This window comes from Cerasibacillus sp., assembly GCF_036516575.1.
Lineage (GTDB): Bacteria > Bacillota > Bacilli > Bacillales > Amphibacillaceae > Cerasibacillus.
In genome coordinates, this window is record NZ_DATBTY010000028.1 from 1 (window position 1) to 25,050 (window position 25,050).

25 protein-coding genes and 1 pseudogene are annotated in these 25,050 nt (G+C 36.8%); 12 read left to right on the forward strand and 14 right to left on the reverse strand.

What is annotated here, in order from left to right; all coding sequences use genetic code 11:
* Positions 1 to 109 precede the first annotated feature (109 nt).
* A complete protein-coding gene (locus VIG73_RS04925; protein WP_331639548.1) occupies positions 110 to 1,831 on the forward strand; it encodes a sulfate adenylyltransferase in 1,722 nt (573 codons plus the stop codon).
* A 499-nt stretch (positions 1,832 to 2,330) separates the two neighbouring features.
* On the opposite strand, the pseudogene VIG73_RS04930 reads toward VIG73_RS04925, so the two are convergent.
* A pseudogene (locus tag VIG73_RS04930) lies at positions 2,331 to 3,074 on the reverse strand (ABC transporter substrate-binding protein).
* 17 nt (positions 3,075 to 3,091) lie between these two features.
* On the opposite strand from VIG73_RS04930, the gene VIG73_RS04935 reads away from it, so the two are divergent.
* On the forward strand, positions 3,092 to 3,310 hold the full coding sequence (locus VIG73_RS04935) for an ABC transporter substrate-binding protein (protein WP_331639589.1): 219 nt from the start codon (positions 3,092 to 3,094) through the stop codon (positions 3,308 to 3,310).
* Here VIG73_RS04935 and VIG73_RS04940 read toward each other — a convergent pair.
* Entirely contained in the window at positions 3,277 to 3,900 is a 624-nt protein-coding gene (locus tag VIG73_RS04940; RefSeq protein WP_331639550.1) for an ABC transporter substrate-binding protein, read from the reverse strand. The genes VIG73_RS04935 and VIG73_RS04940 overlap by 34 nt on opposite strands.
* 323 nt (positions 3,901 to 4,223) lie before the next feature.
* On the opposite strand from VIG73_RS04940, the gene VIG73_RS04945 reads away from it, so the two are divergent.
* The 6 genes from VIG73_RS04945 (at position 4,224) to VIG73_RS04970 (ending at position 12,771) form a co-directional block, all read left to right on the forward strand.
* Entirely contained in the window at positions 4,224 to 5,381 is a 1,158-nt protein-coding gene (locus tag VIG73_RS04945; protein WP_331639552.1) for an iron-containing alcohol dehydrogenase, read from the forward strand.
* A gap of 147 nt (positions 5,382 to 5,528) precedes the next feature.
* Positions 5,529 to 8,273: a UPF0182 family protein gene (locus VIG73_RS04950; protein WP_331639554.1), complete on the forward strand. Its 2,745-nt coding sequence runs from the start codon at positions 5,529 to 5,531 to the stop codon at positions 8,271 to 8,273.
* A 282-nt stretch (positions 8,274 to 8,555) separates the two neighbouring features.
* Complete coding sequence (locus VIG73_RS04955) at positions 8,556 to 9,734, forward strand: hypothetical protein (protein WP_331639556.1); 1,179 nt, start codon at positions 8,556 to 8,558, stop codon at positions 9,732 to 9,734.
* Between the two features lie 31 nt (positions 9,735 to 9,765).
* Complete coding sequence (locus VIG73_RS04960) at positions 9,766 to 11,007, forward strand: amidohydrolase family protein (RefSeq protein WP_331639558.1); 1,242 nt, start codon at positions 9,766 to 9,768, stop codon at positions 11,005 to 11,007.
* Positions 11,008 to 11,098: 91 nt separating this feature from the next.
* Positions 11,099 to 12,253, forward strand: coding sequence for an MFS transporter (locus tag VIG73_RS04965; RefSeq protein WP_331639560.1), 1,155 nt, complete (start codon positions 11,099 to 11,101; stop codon positions 12,251 to 12,253).
* Between the two features lie 77 nt (positions 12,254 to 12,330).
* Positions 12,331 to 12,771, forward strand: a complete 441-nt coding sequence (locus VIG73_RS04970) for a CBS domain-containing protein (RefSeq protein ID WP_331639562.1) — start codon at positions 12,331 to 12,333, stop codon at positions 12,769 to 12,771.
* A 52-nt stretch (positions 12,772 to 12,823) separates the two neighbouring features.
* Here VIG73_RS04970 and VIG73_RS04975 read toward each other — a convergent pair whose 3' ends face one another.
* The 4 genes from VIG73_RS04975 to VIG73_RS04990 all read right to left on the reverse strand — a co-directional run bounded on the left by VIG73_RS04975 (position 12,824) and on the right by VIG73_RS04990 (position 14,411).
* Positions 12,824 to 13,762: a c-type cytochrome gene (locus VIG73_RS04975; RefSeq protein ID WP_331639564.1), complete on the reverse strand. Its 939-nt coding sequence runs from the start codon at positions 13,760 to 13,762 to the stop codon at positions 12,824 to 12,826.
* A 211-nt stretch (positions 13,763 to 13,973) separates the two neighbouring features.
* Entirely contained in the window at positions 13,974 to 14,111 is a 138-nt protein-coding gene (locus VIG73_RS04980) for a YjcZ family sporulation protein (protein ID WP_331639566.1), read from the reverse strand.
* 24 nt (positions 14,112 to 14,135) lie between these two features.
* The gene (locus VIG73_RS04985; RefSeq protein ID WP_331639568.1) at positions 14,136 to 14,273 is read right to left on the reverse strand and encodes a YjcZ family sporulation protein; all 138 of its coding nucleotides are present in this window, start codon (positions 14,271 to 14,273) and stop codon (positions 14,136 to 14,138) included.
* A gap of 21 nt (positions 14,274 to 14,294) precedes the next feature.
* The gene (locus VIG73_RS04990) at positions 14,295 to 14,411 is read right to left on the reverse strand and encodes a YjcZ family sporulation protein (protein WP_146936065.1); all 117 of its coding nucleotides are present in this window, start codon (positions 14,409 to 14,411) and stop codon (positions 14,295 to 14,297) included.
* Between the two features lie 187 nt (positions 14,412 to 14,598).
* On the opposite strand from VIG73_RS04990, the gene VIG73_RS04995 reads away from it, so the two are divergent.
* On the forward strand, positions 14,599 to 14,859 hold the full coding sequence (locus VIG73_RS04995; RefSeq protein WP_331639571.1) for a hypothetical protein: 261 nt from the start codon (positions 14,599 to 14,601) through the stop codon (positions 14,857 to 14,859).
* A gap of 22 nt (positions 14,860 to 14,881) precedes the next feature.
* Here VIG73_RS04995 and VIG73_RS05000 read toward each other — a convergent pair whose 3' ends face one another.
* On the reverse strand, positions 14,882 to 15,691 hold the full coding sequence (locus tag VIG73_RS05000) for a DUF2268 domain-containing protein (RefSeq protein WP_331639573.1): 810 nt from the start codon (positions 15,689 to 15,691) through the stop codon (positions 14,882 to 14,884).
* Positions 15,692 to 15,807: 116 nt separating this feature from the next.
* Between VIG73_RS05000 and VIG73_RS05005 the strand changes: the two genes are divergently transcribed.
* The 3 genes from VIG73_RS05005 (at position 15,808) to VIG73_RS05015 (ending at position 17,132) form a co-directional block, all read left to right on the forward strand.
* Positions 15,808 to 16,536, forward strand: coding sequence for a DUF421 domain-containing protein (locus VIG73_RS05005; RefSeq protein ID WP_331639575.1), 729 nt, complete (start codon positions 15,808 to 15,810; stop codon positions 16,534 to 16,536).
* 10 nt (positions 16,537 to 16,546) lie between these two features.
* Positions 16,547 to 16,912, forward strand: a complete 366-nt coding sequence (locus tag VIG73_RS05010; protein ID WP_331639577.1) for a DUF4363 family protein — start codon at positions 16,547 to 16,549, stop codon at positions 16,910 to 16,912.
* Positions 16,913 to 17,027: 115 nt separating this feature from the next.
* Complete coding sequence (locus VIG73_RS05015; protein WP_331639579.1) at positions 17,028 to 17,132, forward strand: YjcZ family sporulation protein; 105 nt, start codon at positions 17,028 to 17,030, stop codon at positions 17,130 to 17,132.
* A gap of 56 nt (positions 17,133 to 17,188) precedes the next feature.
* Here the strand turns inward: VIG73_RS05015 and VIG73_RS05020 are convergent, their stop codons facing one another.
* From VIG73_RS05020 to VIG73_RS05050, 7 genes are all read right to left on the reverse strand, one after another.
* On the reverse strand, positions 17,189 to 17,959 hold the full coding sequence (locus tag VIG73_RS05020) for an ABC transporter permease (protein ID WP_331639581.1): 771 nt from the start codon (positions 17,957 to 17,959) through the stop codon (positions 17,189 to 17,191).
* A complete protein-coding gene (locus VIG73_RS05025; protein ID WP_331639591.1) occupies positions 17,959 to 18,684 on the reverse strand; it encodes a phosphate ABC transporter ATP-binding protein in 726 nt (241 codons plus the stop codon). Before VIG73_RS05025 ends, VIG73_RS05020 begins: the two co-directional genes overlap by 1 nt.
* A gap of 153 nt (positions 18,685 to 18,837) precedes the next feature.
* Positions 18,838 to 20,070, reverse strand: a complete 1,233-nt coding sequence (locus VIG73_RS05030; RefSeq protein WP_414648370.1) for an MFS transporter — start codon at positions 20,068 to 20,070, stop codon at positions 18,838 to 18,840.
* Between the two features lie 11 nt (positions 20,071 to 20,081).
* A complete protein-coding gene (locus tag VIG73_RS05035; RefSeq protein ID WP_331639583.1) occupies positions 20,082 to 20,573 on the reverse strand; it encodes a DUF3231 family protein in 492 nt (163 codons plus the stop codon).
* A gap of 133 nt (positions 20,574 to 20,706) precedes the next feature.
* Entirely contained in the window at positions 20,707 to 22,671 is a 1,965-nt protein-coding gene (acs, locus tag VIG73_RS05040; RefSeq protein WP_331639585.1) for an acetate--CoA ligase, read from the reverse strand.
* Between the two features lie 178 nt (positions 22,672 to 22,849).
* Entirely contained in the window at positions 22,850 to 24,418 is a 1,569-nt protein-coding gene (locus VIG73_RS05045) for a flotillin family protein (protein ID WP_414648371.1), read from the reverse strand.
* A 44-nt stretch (positions 24,419 to 24,462) separates the two neighbouring features.
* Entirely contained in the window at positions 24,463 to 24,996 is a 534-nt protein-coding gene (locus VIG73_RS05050) for a hypothetical protein (RefSeq protein WP_331639587.1), read from the reverse strand.
* Positions 24,997 to 25,050 lie beyond the last annotated feature (54 nt).

Here is a 25,050-nt window from a genome sequence, read left to right on the forward strand (position 1 = left end):
TGAGTCATATAACTATGTAACCGCTTACGAAAATGGCTATTATTTAATAAGGGGGATTTATGAGATTTCATTGCCTTGAGTCTTATCCTAAAGATAAAGGAGGAGAAAGATGATAGAAAAATTGATTAATGAACAAAATCAGGCATACTTGAATTATCCACAACAACCACATGGTGGAAAATTAGTTAATCGTGTATTGAAGGGGGATGAACTGGAAAGGGCATATGAAAGGGCGATAGAACTTCCAACAATCATGGTTGATTTAGAAGCCGTAATTACGCTGGAAATGATCGCAACTGGTGTATTATCTCCTAATGAAGGGTTTATGAATGAAGCTGATTATAAATCAGTACTTGAACATGGTCGTTTAGCAAATGGAGTCATTTGGCCGGTGCCATTAAGCTTTGCTCCAATAGGTGAAAAGAACAGGGCAGTGATTCAGTCACTTTCAATTGGAGATGATGTGGTACTGACTGATGAAAGTAAAGAACCGGTCGCTATACTTAAAGTAGAAGACATCTTTTCATATAATAAAGAAATGCGTGCATCACATCTATTCGGAACGACAGATCGGAATCATCCCGGTGTCGATGCCATATATCGACGAATGGGGGATACCGCATTAGGAGGTCCGATACAATTACTACGGCGTGTTCATTGGGGACCGTTTGAAAAGATGCGTATGGAGCCAAAAGATACGTGGCATTTATTTTACGAGGAGAAAAAATTTCGCTCTGTAGGTGGATTTATAACAGGAGCTAATCCGTTACATCGGGGACATGAATACATTCATAAAAATGCTTTAGAAGAAATGGATGGGTTATTAATTCAACCGCTTGTTGAGATGGCAAAACGGGAATATACGAGACATGAATTTCGGATGTTAGCTTACCGAAGTGTGTTAGATACGTATTATCCTAAAAATCGCTCTGTCCTTTCTCCATTAAGGGTGACCTATATTTTTGCTGGTCCGCGAGAGACTGTTTTACATGCCTTGATTATGAAAAATTATGGCTGTACGCATGCACTTATCGGAAGAGATCATGCCGGAATTGGTGATTATTATGATAAATATGCGAGTCACACGATTTTTGAACAATTTACTCCTGAAGAGCTAGGAATCGATGTGCGTTTATTTTATGAGGTATTTTATTGCACACGTTGTGATAGCTTGGGTACAGTACAAACATGCCCACATGACGTCCGTTTTAGAATCAATATTTCTGGTACAGGTATTCGTGAATTACTCAGGCATGGACTGTTACCACCTAAAGAAATTGTGCGACCAGAATCAGCGCGTATTGCTATGCAAGGTGTACAACCAAAAGGACTGGATGAAGATAATGAGTCTATATCGCCTGTCGGAAAAACAATTCATAGTATTTTTCCTTATTACTTAAAATCGACCCAACTAGGGGGAGCAAAACGTACACAACCATTAGAGCCTAGTGAATTAACCATTCAAGATTTGGAAAGAGCTGTCATGGATGTTCGGTTGAATGCTAATCGTATTTATCAAGATATTTTCGATGAATTTAGTTATATGACTGATCTAAATCGAACGTTACAACCAGACTGGCGGACAGAAGCGCGTGAAGCTGTGCGTGAGCAACAACAAATGGTTATTGATGATTTGCAAGAAAAGTTGAACCAAGCACCAGAAAAAGCATCGGATGAATTTATGTATCAAGATAGAGCTGAGGCAAAAAAAGAGCTCGATGTTGCAAAACGAATCATGCAAGATATCCCTTCAGCTTTGAACAAAGAGTTACTAACATATCGGACATGGAATCCATTGCCTTACAATCGTTATCGCGGTAGTGATGATTGATGAGACAGAATAAAAGATAAAGACATAAAATAGGTCTATATGATTGAAAATTATTACTTAATATTTAAAGCTAGGCCTGAAATTATTTGGGTAAGAAGATAAAAATATCAAGAGGCTAGGACAAACCGCCAGTGAATGTAAAAAGAAGTTAGGTAGTCCATTTTGAGATGGAGTCATCTAACTTCTTTTTATTCTAATTAAATGAATGAATCAATTTCACCATGTGCTAATAACTTCGTCGACTTGTACTGGAGGTGGTGCTTTCCGTAGGCATGGCTTCAGCATCTTCGAAAGAAAACCACTTCCTACGGGGTATTCCGACTCTTGCTATTTCCGCGATGCGCAGGCGTGCTAGTGTCGGCGTTGGTCCAAGGGCGGGACCACTTTTGCCCGACTAGAAGTTAGCCACCTATCATTCCTGTCAACAAGATATGAAATGAAACCGATGACTGGAACCGTTCTAATGTGTTCTTGGCTAGTTTTGATCCAGCCCTATTATTTATTCATTAATAGTGACATCTTTTAATTTATAAAATCCTGAAGAATCTGCCCAAAATCTTTTAACTTCATCTCTGTAGCCCATAATATGATCAGGATGATAGAGGAAGACCATTGGAACGACTTCATTTAAATAATCAGTCGCATCTATATACATCTCTTGACGCTTATCTTGATCTTGTTCAACTCGAGCTTCGTAGAGCATATTGTCAAATTGGTTATCTTTCATAAATACTCTATTTCCTGTACCAGCATGTTCAGAGTGGAAAAGCATATGCATTGGGTAGTCAGCATCTCCAGTCCCTAAAGATAGTCCTAAAATAAACATGTCATGTTCTCCTGCAGAGGTAGCCTCTAAATAGGCACCCCATTCAACGACTTTTAATTCGACATCGATACCAATCACAGCTAAATCGGATTGTGTTAATGTCGCGATATCGATACGTTCACGACTATCATTCGTCCAGATAGTCGTTTTAAATCCATCCTCATATCCCGCTTCTTTTAGTAAAGCCTTGGCACCTTCGATATCTTTCTCAATACCTTTGACTTTATCGCTATATCCAAAATTCGTATCATTTACGGGTCCTGTTGCTAATTAACCAGTACCTTCAAGTACCCCTTCAAGCATTTTGTCTTTACTTAGAGCTTTTGCCACTGCTTGACGGACGCGCTGATCATTAAATGGTTCTTTTTCCATATTAAATCCTAGATAAGTAATACTAGCGGCATTTCTTTGACACATGGGATTCTGGTAAACAAATTACGTTAAACAGAAATGAGGATTATTGGGGCGAACCGGCTAAAGTTGATACAGTAACAATTAAAATTGTCCCTGAGGATTTAACACGTGTAGCTGAATTAGAAACAGGCGAAGCACATATTATTGAGCCTGTTACACCCAGCGATATGGAACGTGTTGAACAAACAGATGGAACGAATGTCTATCAGAAAATAAAATATCCTGTTCCTATTGGATGATTATTGATGTACGTATCAGGTTCATCACCATTTTCCATACCCTCATAGTCTTTTTCAATCACTTCTTTACTAACCATACTAGATGCATAGTGGGCCATGTGTGCAGGTAGCGGAGCAAATGGTTCTTCAGTAATAAATTGTACCCTGTAATCATCTAAAATCTTAACTTCCTGAACAATTTCAAATAGAATGACGCGAGGTGAAGCAATTTTTTCATCTAGAATACGTTCAATATTAGCCTTGACTACTTCAGCGTTAAATTCAGATCCATCATGAAATTTAACACCTTCTCGTAATTTAAATTTCCAAATGTTATCTTCAACAGCCTCCCATGATTCAGCAAGAAGTGGTTTTAATTCCATATCTTCATCAAATGTTGTTAAAGTTTCATAAATATTAGTAGAAACATTGCCGGATGGCACATCACTAGCGATATGAGGGGCTAGTGAGGAGGCTTCCGAAAGGGTAGCAACAATTAAATCACCACCTGTTTGATCTTCTGTTTTAGAGCCTGACTCTTGTGAACAGGCTGTTAAAACAAGTACGAATAAGAGAATAAATGCAGTGAACTTTAACCTTAGTTTCCTCATTGTTTCCATCAATCCTTTTCACATTTTTTTAATAAAAATACCCATTTTATTTATTGGACTTTTTAGAAAAATTAAACATTACTTTACTGCATTACGGTATAAAAGTAAAGTTTCGATTTCATTGAAAGTATATATAAATTTTAATTATAGAAATATGTGAAGTTATGAGCATGTTGTTTGTGTTTTTTGTTATATATTGTTTAAAATCATCATGTATACAATATAACTAAGTTGGGAAACTGAATATAGAAGGTATTCATTACCACTAGTTTTTTTCATCATGATGGAAAGTGAACATATTTTACAAAATGGGAGGCAATATTATGGCAAACACACAATCAGCATTTCATATGCCATCTGTAAACTTGTTTGGATCAGGTTCAGTAAATGAAGCAGGTACACGTTTAAAAGGATTAGGTGTTAAAAAAACACTATTAGTAACTGACGAAGGACTTCACAAGCTAGGAATATCGGAAAAAATTGCAACAATCATTCGCGATGCAGGTGTAGAAGTATCTATTTATCCCAAAGCAGAACCAAATCCAACAGATAAAAACGTTGAAGATGGTTTAAAAGCATTTAAAGCAGAAGCATGTGATAGTATTGTTACATTAGGTGGCGGTAGTTCACATGATGCTGGTAAAGCCATTGCTCTAGTAGCCGCAAATGGTGGAAAAATTCATGATTATGAAGGTGTTGACATATCTGAAAAACCAATGGTACCTTTAGTAGCTATAAACACAACAGCAGGTACAGGTAGTGAGTTAACTAAATTTACAATTATTACAGATACAGCACGTAAAGTAAAAATGGCCATTATTGATAAACATGTGACACCAACACTTTCTATTAATGATCCGGATTTAATGGTTGGTATGCCTGCAGGTTTAACTGCTGCAACTGGTCTTGATGCATTAACACATGCGATTGAAGCATATGTTTCTACTAATGCAACACCAATTACAGATGCACTTGCCATTCAAGCAATGCGTATTATTCCAAAATATTTACCTCGTGCTGTTGCAAATGGGCAAGATATAGAAGCACGTGAACAAATGGCTTATGCACAATCATTAGCAGGAATGGCATTTAACAACGCTGGTTTAGGTTATGTACATGCAATTGCACACCAATTTGGTGGTTTTTATAACTTCCCACACGGTGTATGTAATGCAATCCTCTTACCACATGTATGCCGATTCAATCTAATTTCAAATGTAGAGCGTTATGCAGATATCGCTTCATTCTTAGGTGAAAATGTAGAAGGACTGAGCGATTATGATGCAGCTCAAATTGCTATTGATACCATTGTAAGACTTGGACATGATTTAGGAATTCCATCTGGATTCAAGGAAATGGGTGCCAAAGAGGCAGATATTCCAACATTGGCTAAAAATGCGATGAAAGATGCTACCGCATTAACAAACCCACGTAGACCAAAATTAGAAGAAGTCGAGGAAATTATTAAAAACGCAATGTAAAATGAGAAACCCCTTCTTAAATGAAGGGGTTTTTTTAAAAACCTTTTCTCATGAAACTTTTATAATACATATACGTAATATAAGATGTAACCATTCCAATCATTTGTTATGATTAAGAGTGGAGCAAAAATTAAAAGGGGGAACATTATGGAGGACTTTAGAAAAGCGATACACATCGATCAGTTAAAAAGGTGGCGGCGTTTAGGACGACGTTTATCTATTACAATTGCAATCCTCTTTATACTTTTAGTTATTGGTTGGCCAACCTTTAAGTGGTTCGTTGATTATATTTGGATGAACACTCTTGGTTTTGGAAATGTATTCACAACCATTTTATCTAGTAAAATCATACTAGGTTTTATCGGCTTTGTATTATTCGGCATAACGTCAATGATAACCTTGCATTGGATTCGTCGTGTATACCTCAATCAATTTGGGTCACATCAAGTTGCGGCTATTCTTCGGAAAAAGAAAGCAATGAATTTAATTACTCTTTTTATCAGCCTAATTATCGGCTTGATAGGGAGTGTTATTGTTCAAGGTGTAGGTTGGGAAGTCGCTTTGAAATTCTTAAAGCACACATCTTTTGGAATTAAAGATCCGTATTTTAATTTAGACGTATCTTTTTATATGTTTGTATTACCATTTTTAAAATTTGTTGTTTATGTATTACTTGGTTTAACAATCTTTTTCTTTATCATTGAAATCGGTGCATATTCTGTTTTTAATATTTACCGAGATAATCGATTAGCTCAAATACATATGGGAGTAACTCTTATTATACTTGGGGTCCTTTTTGCGGTACTCCACTTTTTATCAATATATGGGACTGTGCTAACGGATTCAGTTAACCTATTCCAAAAAAGTGTCGTACATGGTTTAAGCTATACTGATAAATTAATTAATATTCCTAAAGGGTATATATTAGCAGGGGTTGCGATTATTAGTTCAATCTGGATGATCCTTGCTTTAACACGCGGAAAGATTCATCAGATGATTAAGCCGATTATTCTTTATATATCTTTACTTATTATCGGTCAAGGTGCTGCAGTCATCGTACAAAGTTTTATCGTGTCACCAAATGAATTCGTCCGAGAAAAACCGTTTCTTGAGCATAATTTAACATTTACACGTGCTGCCTACGCACTTGATGATATTAAAGTTAAGGAGCATCCTGGGAATTATTCATTAACGGATGATATGGTGAAACGTAATGAATTGACTTTAAATAACGTGCGATTAAATGATTCTCGCCCACTATTGGATATTTATAATCAGATTCAAACATTTAGAACATACTACAAGTTTAATAATGTTGATATCGATCGCTATAAAGTAGATGGTAAGTATGAACAAGTCTTTATTGGTGCAAGAGAATTAAGTATGGATGATTTGCCATCCCAAGCAAAAACATGGGTCAACCGTAATCTAAGATATACTCATGGATACGGCGTTGCGATGAGCCATGTAAATAAAGTGACAAAGCAAGGTCAGCCTGAATATATGATGAAAAATCTACCACCGGAAGGAACATTTGATGTTAAACGGCCACAAATATACTTTGGTGAAGAAGATTATCCGAATGTCATCGTCAATTCTAAAGTCGACGAATTTGATTATCCAAAAGGAGAGGAAAACGAAACACATCGTTATGAAGCTGATTTAGGTATTCCATTAAAAGGATTGAATAAAGTCTTATTCGCAATAAGTGAAGGCTCGTTTCGCATGTTAGTATCGGACCAATTAACGAAAGATAGTCAATTATTAGCTACACGAAACATTATGGACCGAGTGAAAAAAATTGCTCCTTTCTTTGAATATGATGAGGATCCATATGTTTTCATTCGTGACGATGGTTCACTAGCTTGGATCATTGATGCTTATGTAACCGCAGAAAGATATCCATATTCTGAACCACATGCAAAGCATGAGAATTATATTCGTAATTCTGTAAAAGTGATGATTGATGCTTATACAGGTGAAGTGAATTTTTATATTGCGGATCCTCATGATCCGTTATTAAAGACATATGAACGCATATTCCCTGAATTATTTACAAAGGAGATTCCAGAAGATGTTAAGGCCCATTTCCGTTACCCACAGAAACTCTTTAAAATTCAAGCGAAAATGTATGGAACATATCATATGTCTAACTTAGAAGTATTTTACAACCGTGAAGATTATTGGGAGTTCCCAACGGAAAAGTATTTTAATAAAGATATAGAAATGAATCCGTATTATATGACAATGGCTCTACCAGACCAACATCAGGAAGAATTTATATTAATGATGCCTTATACACCGAAGAAAAGACAAAATATGATTGCCTGGATTGGTGTCCGAAATGACGGTGAACATTATGGAGAAATGTTTGTCTACCGTTTTCCTAAACAGAAAAATATATATGGACCACAGCAAATTGAAAATCGAATTAATCAGGATAGTGTCATTTCACAGCAATTGAATTTATGGGCACAAGGTGGCTCGAAGGTTATACGTGGTAACTTACTTGCGATACCAATTGAAGATACCGTTCTTTATGTGGAACCAATTTATATTGAATCTTCAAATGAAACATCACTCCCTGAAGTGAAGCAGGTTGTCATGGCTTATGGTGAGCATATCGTTATGGAAGAAACATTTGAAAAAGCTTTAGATAAAATCTTAAGCTTTGTTGATCCAGATCACAAAGGAGAAACAAAAGCGGATAAAGACAATAAGAAAGATCAAGCTAAGAAAGAAAAAGAACCGTTATTAGATTCTGAAACAATTCTTAGAGAAGTATCTCAATTATTTGATGAATACCGAGATGCATTAGGAAATGGAGACTGGGAAAAAGCCGCAGAAATTATGACAGAAATTGAATCACACTTAGAAGAAATTAACAAATAGCATGAAGACACACCTTTTTCAGTAGAAGAGGGTGTGTTTTTTTGTGTAACTGATCGCATTTCTCAGAATAAAATTAAAAGGTTCATAAATTAGACACATTTATTATTGAAAGTTATTAGGTTGCAAAAGAATCCGCTTACATCATTTGCTAAATAATTAGACAATAAACAAAAGTATCAATAAACCTATTTACAACCCCTGTGGGAATTGTTATATTATTCAATATTATCATTGTTTAGGTGATAATGTTTAAACAATTACAATCAAAAGGAGGCGCTTTTTATGTTAGATCATCCACTTATTGCGACCGTATGCATCTTTGCGCTTATTGCCTTTGGAGAATGGTTATCCATTGTTTCAAGAGCGAGAATTCCGATGTTGCTGACCGCAATGGTTGGTTTTTTAATTATGGTTTGGACAGGCATTTTTCCAGATGACATATTAGAGAAGTCGCAATTTGCTGCTTTAGGCGCTATATTAATTGCCCCAGCGATTTTGCATATGGGGACTATGATTCCGATGAATTTACTAAAAAGTCAAGTAAAAGCGGTGTTAATTGCTTTGGGTGGAATCATTGTAGCTGGCGCTTTAATTCTCTTAATCGTGCCTCTAATATATGATTATCCAACTGCTGTAGCAGGAATTGGCCCGATTAGCGGAGGTGTTATAGCTCTTATTATTACATCAGAGAAATTGACAGAAATTGGCTTAACAAGTCTAGTTGTAATCCCAGCATTAATTGTAGCGTTTCAGGGTGTTGCGGGTATGCCAATAGCTCTTAACTTTATGAGAAAATATGCAAAAGATATGCAAAAAGAGCTCGATGATGGGACGTTCGTTCCAATGGCAGAAGATGATATACAGTTAAATGCGAGGCAAAGAAATGGGAAAAACGGCATGTTGCAAATGATGAAAGAAAGTACGACACTGAAATTATTTATTATTTTTGTCGGAGCAGGTGTCGCTGTATTTCTTGGTGAACTAACACCTATTCACTATAGTTTATGGGCATTAGCAATCGGTATTATCGGTTTGAAGTTAAATATTTTTGAATCGCGCTCTTTAGAAAAAGCGAATTCGTTCACATTAACGACGATTGCGATTATTTTCGTTGTTATTGGTACGATGGCAGGTGTAACACCACAACAAGTTTGGGATAATTTGCCACCAGTTATTTTAATACTCGTAGTTGGTACAATTGGAATAATGATTGGTGGTTTGTTGATGTCGAAAGTTGTCAAATGGAGTCCATATAAGGGAATGCCTGTTGCCTTAACGGCATTATTTGGGTTTCCTGGAGACTATATATTATGTGAAGAAGTCAGTCGTAGTGTTGGTAGAAACGAAGAAGAAGAAAAACTTATTTTTAATGAATTGTTGGCCCCTATGTTAATCGGTGGGTTTACAACTGTTACAGTTGCATCTGTTGTTATTGCGGGAATTTTTATCCAAACACTTTAATACACTATAAAGTTAAAGGGAGAGATATGAAGTGACTAAAACAATCATAAAAAATGGCACACTCATTGATGGTAATGGTAATGCTCCAATTGAAGATGCAGTAGTAGTTATTGAAGATGAAAAAATTGTCTATGCAGGGCCGAAAAGTCAATATATTGAAACAGGAGGAGAAAAGGTTCTCGATGCTCAAGGTGGCACAATCGTACCAGGTATGATTGATTCACATGTGCACATGACATTAGAATATGCACCACTTGAACAACGCCTAGCTTCACCTTTTTCATACATGTTTTATAAAGCAGCAGATTATTTAAAAGCGACCCTCCATGCTGGTGTGACATCCGTGCGTGACGCACTCGGAACAGATTACGGGGTTAAAAAGGCGGTGGAAGAAGGCTTAATCGTTGGTCCTCGTATGCAATTGAGTATTAATGCGTTAACGATAACAGGTGGACATGGTGATGGTTATACTGTATCAGGAAATGAAATCGACCTCATGCCATCCGGATATCCAGGTATGCCAAGTGGAAAATGCGACGGGGTTGAAGAAGTTCGTAAAAAAACGCGTGAAATGTTAAGAGCTGGGGCAGAAGTCATTAAAGTACATGCAACAGGTGGTGTTCTAAGTCCGACTGACCACCCGGAATTCACCCAATTTTCACTAGAAGAACTAAAAGTGATCGTAGAGGAAGGACGTTTTCGCAAAAATGTAAAGGTCATGGCGCATGCACAAGGTGCAGAGGGGATTAAGAACGCTGTTAAAGCAGGTGTGCACTCGATTGAGCATGGGATATTCATTGATGATGAAGCGATCGAACTGATGCTTAAAAATGGTACATATTTAGTACCAACCTTACTTGCGCCGGTGGCTGTTCTAGAAACTGCTGAGCAAGTGGGAATGCCAAAAACAGCCGTTGATAAATCAAAAGATGTCATTGAATACCATAAAGCAAGTTTTCAGAAAGCGTATAAGGCTGGTGTGAAAATCGCCATGGGAACAGATGCCGGAGTGATGAAGCATGGTACGAATTTAAGAGAACTAGGTCTCATGGTTGATGCTGGCATGACACCGATGGATGCGATTATTGCATCGACTAAAACAGCTGCACAATGTCTTGAATGGGATGAACAGTTAGGGACTATAGAAGAAGGTAAATTAGCCGACCTAATTATCGTTGAGAAGAATCCACTTGAGGATATCTACGCCTTGGCAAATAACGATCAAATTAAAGTTGTTATAAAACACGGAAAAGTTGAAAAAGATATACGATAATATAAAAACAGCCTGTTATGTTTTAGGCTGTTTTTAATCGGAAATAATCTTAGAATACGCTATAATAGGAGGTGAAAGTGAGGAATTATAGATGACAAGAATGTTATATATCATTATTGTTGTGTCTTTTTTAGATACATTTATTCAATTACCCATTATCACACCATATGCGATTGATTTAGGTGCTTCTCATATGTTAACTGGGGCAATTGTAGCCATTTATTCATTAACAAATATGATCGGAAATATTGTAGGTGGCCATTTTATAGACCGTTTTGGAAGAAAGCGGATGTTATTGTTTGGTGTTGTATCTGTGGCGGTTATTTTACTGTTTTATCCACTAGCACAGACAGGTATGCAGCTATTAATTATTCGCTTTTTACACGGCCTTGCAGGTGGTGTTTTAATTCCAGCGGCATTTGCATTTATTGGTGATCAAACCAAAAAAGCTGCACGTGGAAAAACGATGGCATTCACGGGTGCTTCTATTGGTATTGCGGCTATTTTAGGACCTGCTATCGGGGGGGCAATGGCAGCTAAATCTAAAGTAGAACATGTCTTTATTTTTGTTTCGATTTTGTTTGCTATTACAGCCATCTTAATTATCAAATTTGTCAAGGATACGTATACAACAACAGATAGAGGAAAAGCATCATTGAAGCAATTTATTCCATTGCTAAAAAACCCACTCATTATGCAAGCTTCCCTAGCGGCCTTTGCATTGATGGTTAGTAATGGAACATTGGCATTTGCTCTTCCGCTCAAGGTTGAAGAAATATCATTAACTGCAGCCGCAACTGGTATGTTGTTAAGTACATTTGGGATTACAGCATTAATTGTATTTCTGACGCCAATCAACCGTGTATATGATCGTTTTTCACCAGTGGCATTGGTTTTATCAGGTATTGTTTTTATCGGTGCATCGTTAGTAGCGGTACACTATATGACAGTATTTTGGACTGGTTTTATCGCAATGATTGTTTATGGATTTGGTTTTGCATTAATTTTCCCATCGATGAATCGGATGGTAGCAGATGCAACGACAGAGAGTAACCGTGGTAAAGCTTATGGCGTATTTTATGCGTTCTTCTCTTTAGGTGTTGTGGCAGGTTCAACATTTTCTGGTATTGTCTCTGAATATCTCGGTATGCCATTTGTTTTTAGTGCGATCGTCATGGTTACGTGTGGTGTTGTCTTATTTGTCATAGCGAAAGTAAGACAAAAAGATGTCAACTATTTACATTGATTGTATCTTTGGAAAATCTTCCTATCATAATTAAGTTGAAATTGGCTCATCCTATTGGGTGAGAGGGAGGTTATGTCATGACACACCAATTGCGAGATCTCATGACAACAGATGTTGTGACAGTTCATGAAACGCAAACAATCCAAGAGGCTGCTTCATTGATGAGTCAATATAATATTGGTTCAATTCCGGTAATTGATGAAACGGGAAATTTACGGGGCATCATTACTGACCGTGATATCACGCTTCGTTCAACAGCCGCTGGTGATAAACCACATTCATTTGTTAAAGACGTGATGTCGACAAATAACTTAATCAGTGCGACTCCGGAAATGGGAGTAGACGAGGCGGCTCAATTGATGGCGCAGCAACAAATCCGGCGACTTCCAGTGCTGGAAAACCAAGAACTAGTTGGAGTTGTTTCTTTAGGTGACTTAGCTGTGCATCAGCAGCATGATCAAAAAGCTGGTGCGGCACTGGCAAGTATTTCAACACCTTCCACACCTCAACAAGATTAGTATTAATAAAGAAAGCCTATTCTCTTTAACGAGGATAGGCTTTTTGTGTACCTTATTTTTTTGCAGGGATGATGTTTTCAATTTCTGTCCAATCAAATGTTCCTTCTCGAATTTTTTCACGGCGGTCTTTCGTTATAATGTCAGTAGGACGCCCGCCTTCTGGCCAATCTTTGTCATGGCTTTCCCATTCTGGCCGTTCATGAGATAGAATAAACGCGGCTAAATCAGCTGCTTCTTGATCTGATAATTCAAACTCATCCCCTGGAGGCATATTGTTTTTTAAATAACCGGCCATTTTTACCATCCGAGCTAAACCTGCACCATCGTTAAATGAATCATCTCCCCATAATGCTGGTCCTGTGTTTGCACCTGTTCCAGAACCATCAACAGCATGACAAGATAGACAGTTTTTTTCTTGGTATAGCTCTTCACCACGTGCTACATCTGGTTCAGGTATTTCTTTCATCGTATTTAACATCCGCCACGGAATTTCTTCGCCAACCTCAATGCCTTCAGAAATATAAGTTAAATAACTGATTAAGGCACGCATCTCTTTACTGTCTTGTGGAATTTTTTCACCGTTCATACTCCGCATCATACAACCGTTAATTCGATCTTCTAATGTAAAAACGACACCTTCGCGCGGTCTGTACTGAGGAAATTGTGTTGTAACACCGACCATTGATGATGCATTCGATAGTCCACCATCAGCGTGGCAGCTTTGACATGATAATTCATTGCCTACATATTCATCAAGTACAACATGTGTTTCATTAAAAAGCTCTTCACCATATTTAACATACTCTGTTTTCGGGTCATCCGGGTCTAAATCATCAAGGGAGGGTGGATTATAAGCCAATTCCTGTGCTTCATTTTCATCCATATCGTTATCTTCTTTTGATGATTCACCAGCGTCTTTCGCATTTGAACAAGCTCCAATAATCATAATCATAATAAGTAGACCTAGCCAAAAGCTTTTTTGCTTTACCATGTAAATCCCCCTTTTCAAAATACGTGGTCTAAATCTCTAAAAGGATGTGATTTAAATCTCAATTTTATTATATAAGAGCATCATTATGGAAGATAGTTAAAAAAGCGGCAATGTTAACGCTTTCACAAAGTTGTAAAAAATACGTCGCAAAAGATTCATATATAATATGTAAAAAGAAGCGACTTTCTTGCAATGTCGCTTCCTTGATATTTTAGCAATACCATGCAGCACCTACAATGATAAGTAGGATGAATAGTACGACGATTAATGCAAAGCCTCTACCATGACCATGACCGTAATCACTTACTGGTGCGCTATATCCGTGACTATAATTCCAGCAGCAACCCATAAGGTATCTCCTCCTTGTTTTTATTTAACAATAAAATGTTGCACCGACAATGATTAGCAAAATAAATAGCACAACAATTAGTGTAAAGCAATTCCCGTAATTACCACTATTAGAAACTGGTGCACTATACCCATAACCGCCGCAGTAGTGATGATAACTCATTATTTTTCCCTCCTTGCTATTTTAATAGCCGTATCCAACATATGCTGCCCCTACAATAATAAGTAGGATGAATAGTACGACGATTAATGCAAAGCTTTTTCCATATCCATAATCAGAGCCGCCCACATTTTTACCCATTTTTACAACACCTCCTGGTTAATTACACTATAATATATGAATAAACTGCTTAGTGTGACCTAGACATTCCCCCAGTTTGTGCCCATTTTAGGCATTTTTAATGATTTCATAGACTAGTGATATCATCCATCCTTCATGATTTGACCATGCATATAATAGAGCAGGCGTGATCAATGGGGGTGAACATATGTCACGACAATATTACTCACTTTGTAAAAGGAATCATGGAAGAGCTATATTCATACGAACGCACGAGGGAAGAGAATTTCGAGGGTTCATAAGAGGAGTTGATTCTCGGCATGTTTATATCCAACCTTTAAGACCGAGAAGAGGATTCGGTTATGGTTATTATTTTCCAAGGAGGCGTTTTCGAGAAGGTGTTGCTGTTGGAGTAGCGCTCGGGTCAATTGCTACATTATTTTTAATTTCGCCATTCTTTTTCTTCTAAATCAGAAATAAGAAACAGCCGGTTAGTTTTCCGTCTGTTTCTTTTTATTATCTGTCGTAAATTGAGCAATTGTTTCCGATTGTTGATTGATTATATCTTTGATTGTTAGGTTATTTGATGTCAAATATTGATGTACAAGATGATAGCCAACAGCATAGCCTAACATTTTTGGGTATAAACGTAAACCGTATAATAGAACATCGTGCTTCGGGTGATCGATTGGAATAGTAGAAGCTGGTAATAGAATGTCTTTCCAATATTTTTTTAGCTGATGGGATGAATAAATATCGGTCCAACTAGCTAAATACGATTCACCAATTTGTTCTCGAACAGCATTCTCAGCTAAGCCTTCAAGAATTATCGTATCTAATAATGTATATTCGTACTCTTTTTTTACATATTTTGAAAGGCGACAGACATGATTATATTCATGGGTAAATAAGGCTGCTAATTCTTGTTCTGTTGTTTTAGGAGAAATAAATAAAAAAATTTGATCACGAAAGGCAAGTCCTGATTTACCATTATGATGCATGAGTAATTGTCTATTGAAAGGATCTGAAGGAAGAATATAGATAGGTACATCTGGTCCATTCCACTTTTGACGTAACTTGTTTAATTCTTTATGGATAACCTTCCAAAATTGACGTTCTTGCCACGATTTAACATGATTTAAATAGCCTTTGATAGGTTTTCTAAACATACCATAAGAGGTTAAAAGTTCATAGATAGCTTCTGTAGAATAACCTTTAAATGATGGCTTTAACTTTTCGCAAATTTGCAGAGGCTGGTTTTTTGTTCTTAATAACCAACGATCTGTTTGAACAACAGTCATATCGTCACTTCCTTTAATGGCTTCGCTTATTTATATGCATCTTTTCTTCTAGTGTGTATAAATGGAAGAAGGTAGTACAAAATAAATATAAATGAAGTTATTTTGAGGTGTCGTTAATGAATGATACTTTAGTTGTATTTGTGCGGTCGGTTATCGCTTTCTTTTCATTATTAATTTTCACACGTGCTCTTGGAAAACAGCAAGTGAGCCATCTTACATTTTTTGACTATATTTTAGGGATAACGATTGGTTCAATTGCCGCTACGTTGACAACCGATTTAACAAGCCGAGCGTGGCCACATTGGGTAGGTCTGTTAAGTTGGACGTTATTTGTTTTTATTTTACAGTGGGTGACGATTAAAAGTCATAAATTATCTAAATATATTGACGGTGAACCAGCTATTGTCATTATGAATGGCCAAATAATGGAAGATACAATGAAAAAGTTAAGATATAGAGCGGAGGATTTAACGAATCAATTACGAGATAAAGGTGTTTTTGATATGAATGAAGTTGCGTTCGCTATCTTAGAAACAAATGGTAAACTTTCAGTACTGAAAAAATCAGCCTATCAACCGGTAACACCTAAGGACCTTAATCTTCCGCCATCATCGAAAGGGGTGGCTGTTGAATTAATATATGATGGTCGTGTCATAAAAAGTAATTTACAACAAGTAAATAAGGACATGCAATGGTTAGAAAACCAAATTAGGTTATATGGTTTTCAATCAACGAAAGAGGTTTTTCTTGCTACATATCAATTAAACGGTTCATTTTATATTGATGGATATCGTGATAATCTCTCCCAAGCAACCGACATTAGTGATTATAATGATTTAGAATAGGTGATCAATGATGAAAGGTTTAGGTTATGTATTCATACCAATTATCGTCATCGGTATCTTTATCTTTAGTATGACGTCTGGTTTAATTTTAAAGAAACCACTTCTCGGTCATGATGATGTCTTATATCATGTACACGCATTAAAAGAAGATGTGCGAAATGAACAATGGAAGAAAGCAGAAAATCAATTAAAACAGGCTAAAAATGCATGGAAAAAGGTGTCGAAGCGAATTCAAGTTAGTTCGGAAAGAGAGGAAATGCGCTTAATTAGTCGGATTTTTGTACGGGTCCATGGTTTTATTGAAACAAAAGAAAAAGGAAGTGTGTTAGCCGAGATTGAGGAAATTGAATTTTTATGGCATGAGTTAGGAAGGTAGACTAAATTTGTACGAATTACCTCCTTCAAAGTCCTACTCCGAATAAAAAATGATACATACATTAATCATATAGGAAGCTCATCCTATGAAAATATTATGAAGGAGGAGTCAGGCAATGTCTTATGATGGTGGATATGGAGGATTTAAAAATAGTTTTGCTTTAATCGTTGTACTCTTCGTTTTACTCATTATTGTAGGCGTCTCTTTTGTAAACTACTAAGAGTAAAAAGGTCGTCGGATAAGATATTTTCTTCTTATCCGACTTTTTTTACTAACCTAATCATCCAATTGTTTTAGTTCTTCATCAAGAAACTGCATTCTTTCATTGAATAAAGTTGGATACGAAAGAAAGCCAAGTAAAATACTCGTAAAAACAGCAGTAGTTAATAATAAAAATAAGACAAGCAATTGAAAAAAGACAGCTTGCAAAGGATCTGCTCCTGCGATAATTTGGCCGCTCATCATTCCAGGTAGTTGCACAAGTCCGATTGTTTTCTGACTTTCAATCGTTGGAATGGTACTTGCGCGAATAGAGTGAATGAGTTGATTTTGAACAGCTTGTTTTGGAGTACCCCCAAGTGACAAAATGAGCTCTGTTTCATCTTGTTGGGATTTAATTTCACCTGTAAAGCGATTTAAAAATAATATAGCCAGTACCATTGAATTTCCAATAACCATACCACTTAGCGGTATCATGTATTGTGCTGTCGGCGGAGTAATTTTAAAGCCAATTAAAATAAATTGGGTTATAAATTCGATCAAAGCGAAAGTGGTGACTAGCTTCCATGTGATGCCTTTAATCATCTTACCCTTTTTTCGGGCGTTTTGTGTCGCAGCACCAATCATAATCATAATCATCAAAGCGATATAAATATATCGTTCTGAATCAAAAACAAATTGTAATAAATAACCGACTATAAAAAGTTGAATGATAGAGCGAATCGTTGCAATAATCGTATCCTTTTCTAATCCAAGCTTAAAATACTTTGATAATAGTAACGGGATTAAGACGAAAATAAGTGCAAAGGTTAGTGTCACGGTATTCATTATGCTCTTCCTTTCAAAAACTGTTTAACGGTATCTGTTTTTGGGTTGTCAAGTAAAGTAATTGGTCCACTTTCAATTAATTGCCCTTGCATCATGACCCATACATCGTCACCCATTTTTCGAGCTTGTTCTAAATCATGGGTAATCCACACAATTGTTGTACGGTATTTTTTGTTTATCATATCAATCAGTTCTTCAATTTCTTTAACTGAAATAGGATCGAGCGAAGAAGTGATTTCATCGAGTAATAAAATGTCAGGTTGATTTATTAATGTACGTGCAATTGATAACTTTTGTCTTTGTCCACCTGATAAATCATTAACATGCCGAGATAATAATTTAGCATCTAAACCAACAAGTTTTAGGAGTTCTTCAGCTTGGTTATCTGGCAATTGTTTATTTTGTAATGTTAAGGGTAGGGCTAAATTTTTCCTAACAGTGCCATAAATCATCGTTGCTTGCTGTAGGGCTAGTCCAACATGTCTTCTTAATGAAGGAGGATGATAGGATTCAATTCGTTTATTGTTTATGTAGATTTTTCCTGAAGTGGGTGATGTTAATCCATTACAAAGTTTTAAAAGTGATGTTTTGCCGGCACCAGATGGTCCAACAAGTGTTGTAATTTTCCCTTTTGGAATCATTCCAGTAATATTAGATAAGATCGAGTGATTGTTTTTCTCGTATGATATATCATCTAAATAAATAGCAGCGTCTTTTAATGAAATTTTCAAGAGTTGAACACGTCCTTTAACTGTGGTGTGTGATTGTTTGACAGTCCTATCATATCAAAAAAGTAATGCAAGTCATATAGGGAAGTATCTAAGTGACATATCTATACATAAAAATAATCGAGAAACCATTTGGAGGTTTCCCGATTGTTAATAGTAGGTATATCTAATTGGTTCATGTTGAGTTGGTTCACTGTCAGATATTCTAATTAAAAAAAGGATAAGTAGGGTGACAATAAAGGTTAGAATGGTTAATGAAATAAACATGCCAATGTGTGACCAATCCATTAAACGAGCAAAAATAGGTGGTCCGATGGCTACTCCGATAAAACGTACGGAACTATATAGTGATGTGACAAAGCCACGATTTTCCTTCTCAACCGAACCAGTTATTAGACTGTTTATACAAGGTAAACTTAAGCCGACCCCAAAACCACTAAGAGCTAGTAAAATAATGAAAATGATTAGGTTTTCAAAAAAAGCTAACAGGAGATAAGAACATGTCATAAGTGTAAATCCAACAAGCATGAGCCGTTTCATATATGGGAAATTCTTCCCAATTTTCCTGCCTGTCATATAAGCTGTACTGACCATGAATAGTAGTGGGATAGCTAAAATTAAACCTTTTATGACACCTTCAATGTGATAACGGGTTTCCAAAATATCTGATAAATAAAAGAGAATCCCAAATAATGTAAATAAACATGTTCCACCTGCAAGATAGGTTACAAAGAGCCATCTCCCCTCTAATTGAAAAACTGACAATAGACCTCGAACATATTTCTTAAAAGAGGGTGGGGGATAGCGGAGTCCTTCTTCTTTAACGAAGAAAATAACAAGAAGCAGGGAGATCACTGTCATAATTGGGAAAGCAAAAAATACCGCATACCAGACAATCAGTCCAAATAGAGCCCCCAGTATAGGCGATAAAACCTTTCCTAATCCATTCGATGCTTCAAATATGCCAAGTACATGACTCTGGGCTTGGCCTTTAAATAAGTCTCCAGTTAAGGCCATGGCAATCGAAGCTGTACCTGCTGCACCAATCCCCTGTAGTATACGTCCAATAAGGATCCAAGTATATGCATTAGAAAACAACGCCGCAGCAAATCCAGATATTAATCCACCAATCATAAACAAGACTAATGATGGAATGATGATGATTTTACGCGTGTATCGGTCAGATAAGTAACCAAGGATAGGAATAAATAGAGCAGATGCAATCGAATATACAGTAATCGTTAGACTGACTTGCATTTGGGAAAGTTCTAATTGCTCTTTCATAGCGGGCAAAATAGGGATGAGCATTGAGTTGCCTAATGTCATGATTAGCGGTATGGAACCGATTGCCATTATTAGACTTTTTTTTGATTTTCCCGACACTTATAACACTCCTACTTAATATGGGTTGGTGGTTGGATATACCAGCCATTTTCTTTAATTAATAATGTAAGTTTTTTCATTTCATCAATTTTATGGGCATGGAAATTGGCAAATAGCTCAATAATAGATTCATTTGTTAACAGTCCGATTAAATAACTACATTGGGTCATTCTTTGGCGTAGTTCATTTTGAAGTAGACGTGATATTTCATCATCATTGATACGTGCACCAGCAGGAATATCTTTTACATCGACTTGTGGTCGATCTGGAGGTGCAGGTGGAAGGCGTACGCCAATCTCTTTTAATATGAACTCTATTTTTTCATGTTCGTCATGAAAACCATGCTCAAGTAAGTTATCGATAAAATCTTTTAGTTTCTCGTCGTTCGTATGATTCATATACACCTGTAATATGACATCCGATAATTTCAAGTCATATAAATATTGCCAGAGGGAGTAAATTTCGCCGGAGTGAAAAGGCTCCTCATGCCAAATTGGTTTCACGTTTAATTCCTCCTCATTTAATCGTCGTTTACATGGTTTCATTAGTTTAACCTAAACCGAAGAAATCATGTGAATTATTTTTAGCTGATTTTAGAAAAAAGAAAACCGTGGGGTTTATTCCACGGATAAGTTGTTATTGATTTAGTTTGAGATTTAGTTTTTCTTTCAATTGTTCGACGGCTTCTGGATTTTCTAGCCCGGTAATATCACCTTTGACAGTGCCACTTGCTACAACTTCTTGCAATAAACGTCGCATTATTTTACCACTTACCGTTTTGGGTAGAGCATCAACAATGACAATTTCTTTTGGTTGAGCTATTTTTCCTATTTCATTTACGATACTTTCGTTTACTTTCTCCTGAATTTCTTCTGGGTTGTCTACACCTTCATTTAATCTGATAAAGACAAGGGGAACTTCACCTTTTATTTCATCTGGTACACCGATAACGGCTGTTTCCGCTACACCCGGTACTTCAAGAACTGCACTTTCCATTTCCATTGTGCTTAATCGATGTCCCGCCACATTAAAGGCATCGTCAGAACGGCCGACAACCCAAAAGTGATAGTCTTTGTCAACTAAAGCTAGGTCACTAGCAAAATAAGCCCCGTCAACCTGGCTAAAATATGAGCCATAATAACGTTCAGGTTCTTTCCATAATGTACGGCAGAGCATTGGGAATGGCTTTTTAATGATAAGATTGCCTAGATTTCCGGATTCAACAGGTTCTCCTAAATCATCTACAACATCTAAAATAGCGCCTAAGAATGGAACACCAGCTGAACCTGGCTTCATTGGTGTTAACCAAGCTGCACCAGCAAGAGGTGTTCCTGCCGTTTCCGTTTGACCCCATGTATTATTAATATAAATTTTTCTTTTTCCAAGTTTTTCATAAGTCCAATGCCATGTTTCAGGATCAAATGGTTCTCCAACAAGTGAAATAACATCTAGGCAGGAGAGATCATGTTGATTGATCGCTTCATCTCCCAAACTTTTTAACATCCTAAGTGCTGTAGGAGCCGTAAATAATTTATTGACACGATATTTCTCTATGATTTGATAAAAGCGGTTTTGTGTAGGGTAATCAGGGGCACCCTCATAGACGATTGTCGTGACTCCGTTAGCGAGTGCACCTGCAATACCCCAAATATGCATCGTGAGCCAACCAATATCAGCTGTACACCAGAACACATCATCTGAATGGTGATCCATATGATATTTAGCATAAATATAGTTCTGGATGATGAAAGCCATCCCAGAATGAACGACGCCTTTTGGTTTTCCTGTTGTCCCGCTCGTGTAAAATACAATACCTGGTTCATTTGCTTCAACTTTTTCCGGTTCACAGTGAATACTTTCTTTTGCTACTGCTTCATGCCAATAAACATCGCGACCTTCCTTCATATCGATAGTAGTACCCATTCTGTCAACGACCACAACGGCACGAATGGATGGTACTTCTGGAACAACTTGATCGACTTTTTCTTTTAATGGAATCAGTTTTCCGCGGCGTTGGCTTGCATCAGCTGTCACGATGACTTTTGGTTCAAAACTGACTAGTCGGTCTTTCAATGACTTTTCTGAAAAACCAGAGAAGATGGCGTTATAAACGGCGCCAATCCGAAAACACGCTAAAATAGCTATAAATGCTTCTGCTAAATTGGGTAAGTAAATGGCAACACTATCTCCTTTTTGAACACCAAATGACTTCAATACATTAGCAAATCGATTGACTTCAGCAAGGAGCATATGATAAGTAAAAAAATCTGTTTCGCCATTTTCGCCTTCCCATATTAGTGCTGTGCGGTTACCTGCACCATTTTCAATATGACGATCAAGTAGATTAACGCTTGGGTTACTAATGCCGTTTTCGAAGAAGCGAAAATCAGGTAACTGTCCAGACATTGTTTTTGTCCATGGTTCATACCACACCAGTTCCTTCGCCACATTATTCCAAAACTGTGCCGGGTCTTTCTGGGATTGTTCTAATAATTTTTCAAAAGCCTTTACACTTCCAATATTTGTTGCACGTGCCTTCGCTTCATCCGGATAAATTAATTGGCTGTTTTTGACCACATGTTGAATACCGCTTAACTCCATTTCTTATCCTCCTTTTAAATAATCTTAGAAAGTCTCACAAAGCTAAGTTTATACATGCTGTATATTACTTATAGTAAATGAAAATGTATCCGCTTTCAATCATTTGAGATTAAAAATTCAGAATTACAATATTTTTTCAATGAAAGATGTGGGACAATTAGCTGTCCCACATGATTATTTAACTATCTTTTTGATCCACTTCCGCGGCAAGTTCTTCTTCAACTTGTTCATTTGAAAATGGCATATCATCTGTTAAATGATCTAACCCTTCTAGTCTATTTTTCCCTGATATGTTCTCCAATAGTTCTTTAAGATCAATACCTGAAGATGCCTTTAATGATTCTTGTAATGTAGCCATTAAATTTGTTGCATAGCTAGAGACCTTATTAGCACCACCTTGCGAATCACCACTTCCCGTATCAACGACAGTAATTTTATCAATATTGGCGAGTGGACTAGCAACTTGTTTTGCATATTCTGGTAACATTTTTAACATCATGTCTAATACAGCTGCTTGCCCATACTGTTCAAATGCTTCAGCAATTTTACGTTTTGCCTCTGCTTCAGCCAATCCTTTTAAGCGAATAATATCTGCTTGTGATTCACCTTGTGCTCTTTCTGCATCAGCTTTTGCAATACCATCGATACGAACTTTTTCCGCTTCTGCTTTTGCTTGAGCTTCTATACGGTATTTATTTGCATCTGCTTCAGCCATTTGTCTTGCTTTTTCCGCCATTGCCGATTGTTCAACAGCATAACGGTCGGCATCAGCTTTTTTCTTTACTTCTGAATCATATTGTTTTTCACGACGGAGAATTTCTTTTTCTTCTAATTCAATTTGCTTTTGACGCTCGATAATTTTGATTTGCATTTGATGCTCTGTTACTTCTTGTTGCGAACGTGCTGCCTCTAAATCATATGCCATATCCGCTCGTGCTTTTGCATGATCTTGTTCACGACGATATTCAGCTGTTTTCAGCTGGTTCTCTTTCTCCGCTTCTGCGATTTCTGTTGCTCGTTCTAATTCGGCTTTTTTAGCCTCTTTAGCTGCTTCTGCTTGTTTAATGCGTGTCTCCTTTTCAGCTTCAGCTGTTGCAATGTCGGCATCACGTTTAACTTGAGCAATGCGTGGCTTTCCAAGAGAATCTAGGTATCCGTTCTTATCTTGCACATCTTTAATTGTAAACGATACGATAATAAGTCCCATTTTAGCTAAATCTTGTGACGCGACTCGTTGAACTTCTTGAGAAAACTTTTCTCTGTTTTTATAAATTTCTTCTACTGTCATGGAGCCAAGGATTGAACGCAGATGTCCTTCTAAAACTTCACGCGCTTCATTTTCACGTTCTTCTTTCGGTTTTCCAAGAAATTGCTCAGCCGCTGTAGCAATTTCTTCAATTGATCCGCCAATTTTTATAATAGCTGTTCCATCAGCCATGACCGGAACACCTTGTTCTGTATAGACTTCAGGTGAGGAGATATCGAGTTTACTAGATAGTAGACTAAGAGGGGAAGCTTGCTGAAATACAGGTAGTACAAATGTACCACCACCACGGATAATTTTTATTTTATTTCCTGATTCATCCTTATGTACATTTTTACCACCGAGATAATTACCTGTTACAATAAGTGCCTCATCAGGCCCGGCAGTGCGATACTTTGAAACAAATACAGCAATTAACGCAACTAATAAAAATAAAACAATTCCAATAACTAACCATGCACTATCAAACATCAGATCTAACATATAAATGCCTCCTTTTATATTTGGAAATAGTTTTGAGAAACGAACTAATGATTACTTAATTCATTTTCATAAGGAATAACATATAAAACGCCTTTATCAATCTTCAATACAAGGACTTGTTCTCCTTCTGCTATTGCAACATTTTCCATGCTTGTTGCTGGTTTAGTAATCATACCACTTTTACTCTCGATAAAGACTTCCCCAAAACCATTTTCTGGAATAGAAATAATAATTCGGCCCACCCGTCCAATCAGTGATTCTTCTGAATAACTCAATGAATGTTCAGCATTTGCTAAGGGAATGAGTATAAATACATTGAGAAGAATCGTTAATAGGAATGCAATCATTGCTGAAATTATCATAACCCAAACACTAGATAAGGTGGATATACTTTCAAATATAAGTCCAGATGCGGAGAAGAAAATAATCCAAGCTAGAATGAGGACTGGATTTATGAAGCTTGCTTCACCAACGGCTTCTAAAACACCTCCAAAAAACAAGTATAAAATAATAAGAATACCAGCAAGGATCAGTGCGCCTAAGTATATATGTTCAATTGGATAACCGAATAATGTCAAAAAATCACCCCTTTACATATATATTCTAATTATTATTACGTATTAACTATACAA